Origin of the sequence: Longimicrobium sp. (assembly GCF_036280135.1) — a bacterium.
GTDB lineage: Bacteria > Gemmatimonadota > Gemmatimonadetes > Longimicrobiales > Longimicrobiaceae > Longimicrobium.
This window is the reverse complement of the sequence record NZ_DASURI010000885.1, coordinates 1-10,351: the sequence shown is the minus strand read 5'-3', so window position 1 is coordinate 10,351 and position 10,351 is coordinate 1. Positions and strand designations below refer to the sequence as shown.

General features: G+C 72.0%; 9 protein-coding genes. All 9 read right to left on the bottom strand.

Annotated features, from left to right (window positions below):
• Nucleotides 1-229: shikimate kinase (locus tag VFZ20_RS28575; protein WP_329687377.1), on the bottom strand; the 229-nt coding region annotated here is incomplete at its 3' end.
• Between the two features lie 312 nt (nucleotides 230-541).
• Nucleotides 542-1,750 carry a chorismate synthase gene (gene aroC, locus VFZ20_RS28570; protein ID WP_329687376.1) on the bottom strand — a complete coding sequence of 403 codons (1,209 nt, stop codon included), beginning with the start codon at nucleotides 1,748-1,750 and terminating at the stop codon, nucleotides 542-544.
• Nucleotides 1,751-2,084: 334 nt separating this feature from the next.
• On the bottom strand, nucleotides 2,085-4,622 hold the full coding sequence (locus tag VFZ20_RS28565) for a hypothetical protein (protein ID WP_329687375.1): 2,538 nt from the start codon (nucleotides 4,620-4,622) through the stop codon (nucleotides 2,085-2,087).
• Between the two features lie 38 nt (nucleotides 4,623-4,660).
• Entirely contained in the window at nucleotides 4,661-6,418 is a 1,758-nt protein-coding gene (locus tag VFZ20_RS28560) for an AMIN domain-containing protein (protein ID WP_329687374.1), read from the bottom strand.
• A gap of 17 nt (nucleotides 6,419-6,435) precedes the next feature.
• Entirely contained in the window at nucleotides 6,436-7,014 is a 579-nt protein-coding gene (locus VFZ20_RS28555; RefSeq protein WP_329687373.1) for a hypothetical protein, read from the bottom strand.
• Nucleotides 7,001-7,624, bottom strand: coding sequence for a type 4a pilus biogenesis protein PilO (locus VFZ20_RS28550; RefSeq protein ID WP_329687372.1), 624 nt, complete (start codon nucleotides 7,622-7,624; stop codon nucleotides 7,001-7,003). Before VFZ20_RS28550 ends, VFZ20_RS28555 begins: the two co-directional genes overlap by 14 nt.
• 1 nt (nucleotide 7,625) lies before the next feature.
• Entirely contained in the window at nucleotides 7,626-8,372 is a 747-nt protein-coding gene (locus VFZ20_RS28545) for a PilN domain-containing protein (RefSeq protein WP_329687371.1), read from the bottom strand.
• A 23-nt stretch (nucleotides 8,373-8,395) separates the two neighbouring features.
• Complete coding sequence (gene pilM / locus VFZ20_RS28540) at nucleotides 8,396-9,442, bottom strand: type IV pilus assembly protein PilM (RefSeq protein WP_329687370.1); 1,047 nt, start codon at nucleotides 9,440-9,442, stop codon at nucleotides 8,396-8,398.
• Nucleotides 9,443-9,585: 143 nt separating this feature from the next.
• A partial coding sequence (locus VFZ20_RS28535) for a hypothetical protein (protein WP_329687369.1) occupies nucleotides 9,586-10,351 on the bottom strand: 766 nt, incomplete at its 5' end.

The following is a 10,351-nucleotide window of genomic DNA, read 5'->3' as shown; positions in this document are numbered from 1 at the left end:
GCCGGGCGATGCGCCCCGTGGCCTCGGCCTCCATGCGGCGGAACGCGGCCTCGCCGTCGGTGGCGAAGATGTCGCGGATGGCGCGCCCGGCGTGCCGTTCGATCTCGCGGTCCAGGTCCACGTGGTCCCAGCCCAGCGCCTGGGCCAGCGCCGCCCCCACCGCCGACTTCCCCGAGCACATCATCCCCACCAGGACGATGCGGTCGATGGGATCCCCCGCTTCAGTCACGAATCCGGCTCCCCTGCGTCGCGCGAATATCGGCCCTCGCTGTCATTCTGAGCGAGGCCGGCGCCGTCTGGTTCCGTCCCTGCCCCGATGCGTCCGGCGCCGGCCGACCGAAGAATCGGGTTGCAGCCCGGCAGGATCTCGCCCGTGCGCCCCGTCCCAGCCGTGGGGCTCGTGCACGGGCCGGTGCCGTGCGCGGCGCGACCAGATTCTTCGGTCGGCGCATCCGTCACGGGACGGATCACGACGCGCCTTCCTCAGAATGACAGCCATGGCAGGATCACGAGACGCGTTTTGCGCTTCGCGCCCGAGGCGTCAGGCCGGGGCGAAGGCGCCGCGGGCGCGGATCTGCTCCAGGTACGCGTCGAACGACCGGCGCAGCTCCGTCATCGAGTCCCCGCCGAACTTCTCCAGCACGGCGCCGGCCAGCACCATGGCCACCATCGCCTCGGCGACGACACCGGCGGCCGGCACGGCGCAGACGTCGGAGCGCTCGCGGACGGCCTCCGCCGGTTCGCCCGTGCGCAGGTCCACGGTGCCCAGCGGCGTCATGAGCGTGGAGATGGGCTTCATGGCCGCGCGGCAGACGAGGGGCAGCCCCGTGGTGATGCCGCCCTCCAGCCCGCCCGCGTAGTTCCCCACCCGCCCGAATCCCCCGCCCCGCGCCAGGGCGTCGTCGCGCGTGATCGCGTCGTGCACGCGGCTGCCGGGGCGCATGGCCGCCTCGAACCCCAGGCCGATCTCCACGCCCTTGATGGCCTGGATGGACATCAGCGCCTGCGCCAGGCGGCCGTCCAGCTTGCGGTCCCACGACACGTGCGAGCCCAGCCCGGCGGGAACGCCGCGCGCCACCACCTCCACGACGCCGCCCAGCGTGTCTCCGTCACGTTTGGCCGCGTCGATGGCGTCGATCATCCGCCCCTCGGCGTCCGCGTCCAGGCACCGCACGGGCGACGGGTCCGACGCCGCGTTCAGGTCCTCCGGCAGCGCCGCCGGAACCTCCGCCACGATCCCGCCGATGGAGACGACGTGGCTGCCGATGGTGATCCCCAGCTGCGCCAGGAGCTGCTTCGCCAGGGCGCCGGCCGCCACGCGCATGGTCGTTTCGCGCGCGCTGGCCCGCTCCAGGATGTCACGCGCGTCCGTGCGGTCGTACTTGAGCGCGCCCACGAGGTCCGCGTGGCCGGGGCGCGGAAAGAAGACGCGGCGCATGGCCTCGTCGTCGTCCTGGGCCTCGTGCGGCGTGGGGGACATGGCGTCCGTCCAGTTGGCCCAGTCGCGGTTGCGCACCATGAGCGTGACGGGCGATCCGAGCGCCTGGCCGTGGCGCACGCCCGACAGCAGCTCGGCGCGGTCGCTCTCGATGCGCATGCGTCCGCCGCGGCCGTATCCGCCCTGTCGGCGGCGCAGCTCGCGGTCGATCTCGTCCGATTGAACGGGCAGGCCGGCGGGAAGTCCCTCCACGACCGCCACCAGCGCGGGGCCGTGCGACTCGCCCGCGGTCGTAAAGCGGAAGGTCGGCATGGGCGGAAGATAGCGGCGCGGTGCGAAAATGCGAAAGCCCGGGGGAGGAAAGTGCGAAAGTGCGGGAGTGCGAAAGTGCGAAAGTGGATGTTCCGCGCGAAGGTCCCGCCCGCGCGCCGAACCCGCAGTTCTCCCCCTCCCCCGCGACAGCGGGGGCAGGGGGCGGGGGGAGGGGGCCCCTCGCCCGCGGTAGACGCTTTCCCTCATCTGCAGAACCCGCCCCGACGAAAGCGAGGGGCCCGGCGTCGCGCCGGGCCCCTCGCTCATCCATCGACCGTCATCCATCCACCGTCACCGATCGGCCATCCGTCGCCGACCGTCATCCAGCCCGTGCTCAGGGGAGCAGGTCCTGGTTGGTGATGGTGATGCCCAGCACGCCCGTGGAGGTGAGCGCGTACAGGCGCAGGTTCACGTTCGCCGGGTCGCTGGCGGCGCGCGGCGCCACCACCAGGGCCCCCACCACCGGGTCGCGCAGGAAGATGCGCCGCACGGGGGTAAAGTAGAACGCGTCCAGCACGTCGATGTACGGCCGCCCGTTCTCGATGCCCGAGACGAACGCCAGGCGGTTGGTCTGCGACGTGGGGTAGTTCTGGTTCTGCGGGTGCATGGCCACGCCGCCCGTGGGGGCGCCGCTTTCCATGGTGCCCTGCAGGCGCAGCGTGCTCGTGAAGAAGTACGCCTGACCGCCCCGCGCCACGCCCAGCGAGCCGTCGCGGTTGATGCCCAGGCCGATCACCCGCTCCGCCGAGTTGCTGATGAGGTCGCGGATGTCGCCGCGCAGCACCAGCGAGTCGCCCAGCGCCTCGAACATGGGAATGCGCGCGTTCTCGCGCACGCCCTCGCCCACCGCCACGAAGCGGCGGTCCGTGCTCGTGGCCACGAACGTGGTATCCGACAGGCCCACCTCGTCGATGAACGCGCCGATGTCCACCCGCACGTCGTACCTGCCGCCCGACGCGTTGGCAGGCGCTGCCCGCAGCCGCGTCATGCTGTCGGCCACGGAGTAGATGTCGTCCGTGTAGCACGACGGGTCCGTGGTGTCGCCAAAGCGCCGGCGGGGGCACACCATCAGCAGGTCGGGCGCCACGTGGAACGCCGAGTCGGCGTTCACCACCACCGCGCGGCCGGGCGTGTGCCGGTCCACGTAGCCGATGAAGATCTCCGACCGCTGCTTGGCGGGGTCAAAGATGCGCACCGTGCCGTCCTCGGCCGAGGGCGTGGGACGCGTGCTGTACACCAGCAGGCCGTTGCTGGCCTGGCCCAGGAACTGGGGCCGGTCGCTGTAGTCGTGCAGCGTGACCGTCGTCACCTCGCCCGTGGGGCTGAAGACCACGCCGAACAGCCGCTCGTTGCGGGGGAACAGGCGGCGGTTCTCCGCCTCCTGCAGCACCGCCCCGCCCAGGGGGATCACCGAGATGTTGGTGCCGCCGCTGTTGGCCACGTACAGCGAGTCGCCAAAGCGGCCCACGGCCAGGCCCCACGGCGCCGAGCCCACCCGCACGGGCGTGCCGTACGCCGACCCGCCCAGGGGCAGCACCTCCACCCGGTTGCGGGTAAAGTTGGACAGGTAGACGAAGTTGTTGTCGGCCACCAGGTCCGCGATCACGTCCGTGCCGTTGGGACGGTCCAGCGTGCGGCCGCGGGCCACGTACACCTGCACCAGCCGGCCCGGGCCCGCCGACAGGCGCGAGCCCTGCGGCCCGCCCGCGCACGGCAGCTGCTGCGGCGAGTTGGGCGTGGTGGCCGCGCCGCAGTTGCCCGCGGGGTCCTTGGCCCACGCCGTCACCTCCAGGTCCACCGTGGACGTGTCCACGGTGCTCAGCCCCAGCGCCTCGTAGCCAAAGCGGAAGGTGCCGCCCGTCACGGCGCCGCGGCCCACGTACACCCGCAGCGTGTCGGCCAGGGTGCCGCGGCGGCGGATGGCCAGCACCGTCACGCCCACGCTGTCCACGCGCGTTTCGTCCGCGCCGGAGACGGCCACGGAGAACGTGTCCGTCTGCTCCACCCGCTGCGGGATGGTGGTCTGGAACGTCACCCGCGGCGCCGTCACGTCCTGCTCCGCCGGCCGCACGGTGATGGCCAGCGGCACCGACGTCCCCGTCTGGTTGCTCCCCGACACGGCCGAGCTGGTGACGTTGAGCGTCCCCACGGCCGCCTGCGGGATGGGGATGACGAGCGTGGTGTCCAGCGCCGCCCGCGCGGGGGTGAACGAGAGCACCCGCTGAAAGGTGAACGCCCCCGAGCCGGAGATCGTCACGGAGTTGAGCAGGTCGCGCGGGTCCGCCGCCGACACCTTCAGCGTGAGCTGCGAGCCGCCCTTGGGCTCGTCGCCCGGGACCTCCTGCAGCACGCTCACCTTGGGTCCGCCGATGGCCACCTGGAAGGTGTCGGCCGCCGCGTTGCCCGTGGTATCCACGGCCGTCACCACCACGAACACGTCCCCCTCGGAGAGCGTGTCGCTGGTGGCGTAGAGGAAGCGGTTGAGGGTGGTGTCCTTCACGGCGCGCCCCGCGCCGAAGAGCGCCACCGTCTTGGTGTCCCAGCGGTCCACCCGGCGGGCCGTCCCCAGGTTGGGGTCGCCCCGCACGGAAAAGCCCTCGATGACCACCGAGTCCAGCACGCCGGCGTCCTGCACCCGCGTCTGCACGAACAGCGAGTCACCCACCGCGATGGTGCGGGTGGTGGCGTTGGGGAGCATGATGCTCACCGTGGGAGCCACGGAGTCCGCCGTGGCGGCGGGCGTCTCCCCGCCGGGGCCGCCGTTCTCGCCCGGCTCGGGGCGAAACGGGTTTCCGGAGTTGTCGCAGGCCGCCAGGAGGGTGGTGGCCACCAGGGCCGCCAGGACGGCGGCCCTGCCGCGGATCAGGTTCATCGGGTACCTCTCGGGGGGTATTTCGTGGGCGGGACGGCTCAGTTGGGCTGCCGCACGATGTGCGGCGTCACCAGGATGAGCAGGTCCTGCTTGGTCTCTTCACGGTTGGTGGTGCGGAACAGCCCGCCCAGCAGCGGCAGGTCCATGAGGAACGGGATGCCGCTGCGCGTCTCGTTCAGGCGCGTTACCGTCAGGCCGCCGATCACCACCGTCTCGCCGTCGGCCACCAGCACCTCGTTCTCGGCCTGCTGGCGCGACACGTTCAGCAGGTTGTTGTCCGTCTGCGTGGGGTTGGAGTTCTCGGCCCGGAGCGCCAGGCGCACGCGGCCGTCGGCCGTGATGTGCGGCGTGACCTCCAGCTCGATCCCCGCCTCCACCTGCACGGGCTGCAGCGTGACCGCGCCGCCCGTTCCGCCGGCCGCCGACGCCGTGAGGAAGGTGATCTCCTCGCCCACGAAGATGCGCGCCGTCTTGTTGTCCAGGGTGGTGATCTGCGGCATGGCCTGCACGTCCGCGATCTGCGTGCTCTGCAGCGCGCTGATGAGCGCGATGAGCGAGAAGCGGTTGGCCAGCAGCAGGCTCACGGCCACGTCCAGGGTGGCGTCCTCCACCTCGGCCGCCGCGTTGCCCACGGCGCCGATGGAGGGCCCGCCCAGGACGAAGGTGTTGTCTTCCGTGCTCGCCCCCGTGGGCCGCCCCGTCGCGGGGTCGTACACGGGGCTCTCCACCACGCTGCCGAAGCTGTTGCCCTGGAAGTCCTTGAGGTCGTAGCGAATGCCCAGGGCCTCCAGCTGCGTGCGGTCCACGAAGATGATCTTGGCCTCGATGGCCACCTGCGCCACGGGCACGTCCAGCTGGCCGATGAGGGTCTCCACGTCGCGCACCACCCGGTTCACGTCCGTGACGATGAGGGTGTTGGTGCTCGTGTCGGCCACGATGCTGCCGCGCTCCGACTTCATGGAGCCAAAGGTCGTTGCCAGCGACCCCGCGGGGACGTAGTTGATGCGGAACGCCTGCGTCACCAGGGGCTCGGCCGCGGCCCGCGAGGCGAGCGCCTCGATGCGGTCCACGCGGATGATGCCGCCCGGCAGCTCCTCGGCCGCCAGGCCGTACGCCTGCAGCAGGGTGCGCAGGGCCACGTCCCAGGGCTGGTTGGTGAAGCTCACGCCGTCGACCACCACCCCCGACACGTCCGTGCCGGCGATGATGGAGCGGCCGCTGAACTCGCCGAAGGTGGCCAGCACGTCGCGCATCTCGGTGTTCTCGAAGCTCACCGTGATGCGGCGCGCCTGGCTGGTCTGCTGCGGGGCCGGCCGCGTGGCGGGCGCGGACGACGCCGGGCGCTGCGCCAGGGCGCTGCCCCCGCTCGTCCACGGCTGAAAGGCCGACGCGCCGCTCTCCAGGGAGATGCGCAGGCCGTCGGCCACGCGCTCCACCCGGTAGCCCGTCTCGCGGTCCAGGTCCAGCACCACGCGCACGGTGCTCTCGTCGTGCTGGCTGGTGCGCACGCCGCGCACGCCGCCGCGGTCCAGGCCGTCGTAGCGGCGGGCCGGCAGGTCCAGCCGCGCCTGGGCGATGTCCACCACCACGCGCGGCGGGCCCGCCAGGCTGAAGTCCGTCCAGCGCACGTCGCCGCCGGCCACCTCGACCGTGAGCTCCGTGCGGCCGCCGCGCGCCTCCAGGCGCAGGGCGGCCACGCTCCCGTCGGCCACCGGCGGCGCGGGGGACGCGGCCAGCAGGGCCGGGAGCAGCAGCAGCGCGAGCATCGCGTTGCGCACCATCATCGTGGGCCTCATGGCTCGGGTTCTGGGGGTCACGGGCGGGTGGGCGTCTGTCCGGGCTGCGCCTGGCGGGCGCGGTCGGCCGGGCCCTGCACGGGCGCGGACGCGGGGGCGTCCTGCAGGGCGTCGCCCTGCGTGGCCACGGGGCGGCGGGTGCGCTGCAGCTCCAGGGTGTACGTGCGGCTCACCCCCAGGGCCTCCTCGCGCAGGTCCACCCGGCGGGGCTGGATGGACACCACGGTCACGGCGCCCAGCCGCTGCCCCACGCGCAGGCGCACCCGCTGGTCGTCGTTGGGCAAGGTGAACACGGCCACGGACGCGCGCGGGTTGGAGCTGTGGATGATGCCCACCAGCTGCAGGTCCTGCGCGCGCACCCCCATGTCCTCGCCGTCCAGCAGGGGGCGGAAGGGGTCGGGGCGGCCGCCCGTCTGGTAGCGGAACACCTCGCGGCGGTACACGTCCGTCTCGGGAAGCACGGCGCCGCCGGCGGCCGCGGCCGGGACCGTGCCCGCCGGGGCCGGGGCGGCCGGGGCGGCGGCCTGGGCCCACAGGGGGGCCGTCAGGACCAGCGCCGCGGCGGCGTGCAGCAGAATGCGCTCAGGCGCTCGCATCGTCGTCGATGGGGGTGCTGGGAATCACGTACGTCTCGATCGAAAAACGGGCTTCGAGCGGCATCGGGCCCGCCGTCGTCGTCCCCGGCTGCGCCGCGGCGGCCTGGGCCGGCGTGGCGCGGGGGGCGATCTGCAGGTTCGTGGGCGTCACGATGCGCGGCAGCGAGGCCACCCGCGACAGGAACTCGCCGATCTGGTGGTACTGGCCCACCACGGCCAGGTCGTACACGCGGCGCGTGTAGTACGTCTCCTCGGTGGCGCCCACGGGCTGGATAAGGGTGAGCTCCACCCCCGTGCGCGTGGCCTCGGCCGAGATGGCGTCCAGCAGGTTGGGCAGCTCCTCGGCGCTGGGGATGAGCCCCTCGGCCACCTCCAGCTGCTGCCGGTACAGGGCCAGCTGCTGGTCCACCTCGCCCCGGGCGCCCTGGGTGATGGACCGGCTGCGGGTGTTGACCGTGTTCAGGCTTTCCAGCCGCGTCTCCAGCTCGCCGATCTCCGTGCTGCGCTTGGTGTAGATCTGGTCGTAGAAGCCGAAGGCCGCCAGCGCCAGCACCACGGCGCCGTACAGCAGCTGCTTGCGCTGCGGGCCTTCCAGGGGGGGAAGCGCCATCTCAATTCACCGTGATGAGGGGGATGGTCTCGATGAAGGCCGAATCGGGCTCTTCCCACCGCGCCTCCAGGGTGAACTTGAGCACGGAGCGCCCCTGCACCGGCTCCTGCTGGCTGGTGACCAGCGACACGTCGCGGATCATGGGCGAGCTCTCCAGGTTCTTCATGAACCGGGTGAGCGCCTCGGTGGCCCCCGCGTGCCCCTCGATGTTGAACACGGGCCCCGACGGGTGCGCCGCGGCGGCCGCCGCAGCCACGCTGTCGGCGCGGGCCTTGGCCGTGTCGGCGGGGGCCGCGGCGGCCGCGGGGGCCGGCGCCGGGGCGTCCTCGTCCTCCACGGCGGCCAGCTTGGTGAGCCACATGTACGGCGGGGTGGCGCGGCTCACCTCGTCCATCAGGTGCGGCCACACGTAGCGGCGCGTGTCCACCTCGCGGATCACGTCCATCTTCTGATCGATGGTGTCGCGGCGGGTGTCCAGCGTCTTCATGAGGGCGATGGTGCGCTCCAGCCGCACGGAGTCGGCCTGGGCGGCCTCCACCTGGGCCGCCAGGTCGTCGCGCGTTTGCCCGGAGCTCCACCACCAGTAGCCGCCGCCCAGCAGCAGCAGCACGCCCACGCCGGCCAGGGCGGCCACCCGCGGGTCGGCGCCCAGGCCGGGGAGCGACGGGCCGCCGCCCCCGCCCGGCTTGCGGCCGGGCGCGGCGGGGCGGCGCGTGGCGCCGCTGGGAAGCAGGTTGATCTCGATCAAGGTCGGGTTCCGTTTCGGGGCCTTCAGGCGGCCTGGCGCAGGGCCAGGCCCACCGACAGCATCAGCATGGGGGCCAGCTCGTCCACGGCAAAGAACGACGTTACGCCGGGGCGCGCCTTGAGGCGCTGCAGGGGCGTGGCCACCTCCGTGCGGGCGCGCAGCCGCGCCGCCACCACGTCCACCAGCCCGGGAATGCGGGCGCCGCCGCCGCACACGTACACGCGCCCGGGCGCCGTCACCCCGTCGCCGCCGCCCAGGAAGGCCACGGCCCGCTCCACCCCCACGGCCAGGTCCTCGGCCCCACCCCGCAGCAGCTCCTCGAACTCGCCCGCGCGCTCGGAGCGGCCCTGCAGCACGGCATCGGCCTCCTCCACCGTAAGGCCGTGCATGCGGCGCAGGTCCTCGCGCAGCCGCCGCGAGCCAAAGGGCACGTCGCGGGTGAGCACCAGGGCCCCGTCCTGCAGCACGTTCACCGTGGTGATCTCGTGGCCCACGTTCACCAGGGCCACCACTCCCTCCATGGCGTCGGGGTAGTTGTACTCGAAGGCGTTGTGGAGGGCGAACGAGTCCACGTCGATGGTCGCCGGCTGCAGCCCCGCATCGCGCAGCAGACCCACCTTCTGGTCCACCACGTCGCGCTTGGCGGCCACCAGGAGCACGTTCATCTGCAGCCCGTCGTCCAGCGGGTCCAGGATCTGGAAGTCCAGCTGCACGTTCTCCATGTCGAAGGGAACGTACTGCTCGGCCTCCCAGCGGATGACCTCGCGCGCGTCGGCCTCCTTCATCCGGTCCATCTGGATCTTCTTGACCATGACGTCGCGGCCGCCCACGGAGGCCACGAGCTTCTTGATCTTGATGCCGGACGAGTCCATGAGCGAGCGGATCGTCTCCACGACGATCTGCGGGTCCATGACCTCGCCCTCCACGATGGCGTCGGCGATGAGCGGCGTGTGCGACACGTGCACCAGCTCGGGCTCGGCGCCGGAGTGGTCCACGACGGCGACCTTGACGAAGCCGCTGCCGATGTCGAGCCCCACCGTGCTCTTGTTGCGGCGCAGGAACGAAACCATGGGCCTGGGCAAAAGGGTCCCGGGGATCTGCACCGCAAAACTGAAGCAGTGCGGAAAGGGTTAAACGTGGATGTTACGGGAGGATGCGCACACGATAGTGCGGGCCGGCGCGGCCGTCAAGAACGGCCGCGCGCCATGCCACATTACCGTACCACCTCGTACCACGCAAACGTCGTCGTGGGCGCCCCGTAGACGGGTTTGTCGCGGGCCATCCGGTTGTAAGCCTCCTGCGCGGCATTGACCTCGCAGCGGTTGTACGAGATCACGGCATTGCCCATGGTCTCGCTTTCGTCCACGCGGCTGCGCTGGTTGGTGTTGTTGCCGAACGCCACCACGGAGCCCTCGATCTTGGACCCCGTTTGCCCGCCCGTGCCGCTCATGTCGATGTAGCCGTCGATGAGCATGATCCCCTTGAACCGGAAGTTGCCCGTGATCTGCAGGCTCCCGTTCAGGACGATGAGGATGCCCTGCCCGTGCTGGCCCTGCAGGTCCACCACGCCCCCGTTCGCGTCGATGGCAATGACGGGGTAAAAGGTGGTGGCCGAGCCGGCCCCGGAGCAGTCCACGCCCACGCTGAGCGGGCACCCCCAGCGGAACAGCGTGTCGGAGGCGTTCCACGACGGGCGCGCGTTGTTGGGGAACGACGTCGTGCCGAACATGGGGCCGAACTTGATGTTGGCCAGGTTGGCGAAGTCCTCGAGGCTGCGGTTGTCCAGGATCTGGTTGATGAAGTCCTGTCCCGACTTGTTGCTGGCGCGCACGGCGCCCTGGATGTCGCCGCTGCCGCTCTCGCGCACGTCCGCGCCCTGCGCGTGCAGCACGGCGCCCGCGCCCACCGTGTCGCTGCACAGGGTGGACTTGTCGATGACCTTGGAGTTGCCGCCCACGGTAAGGTCCGTGCCCACCACG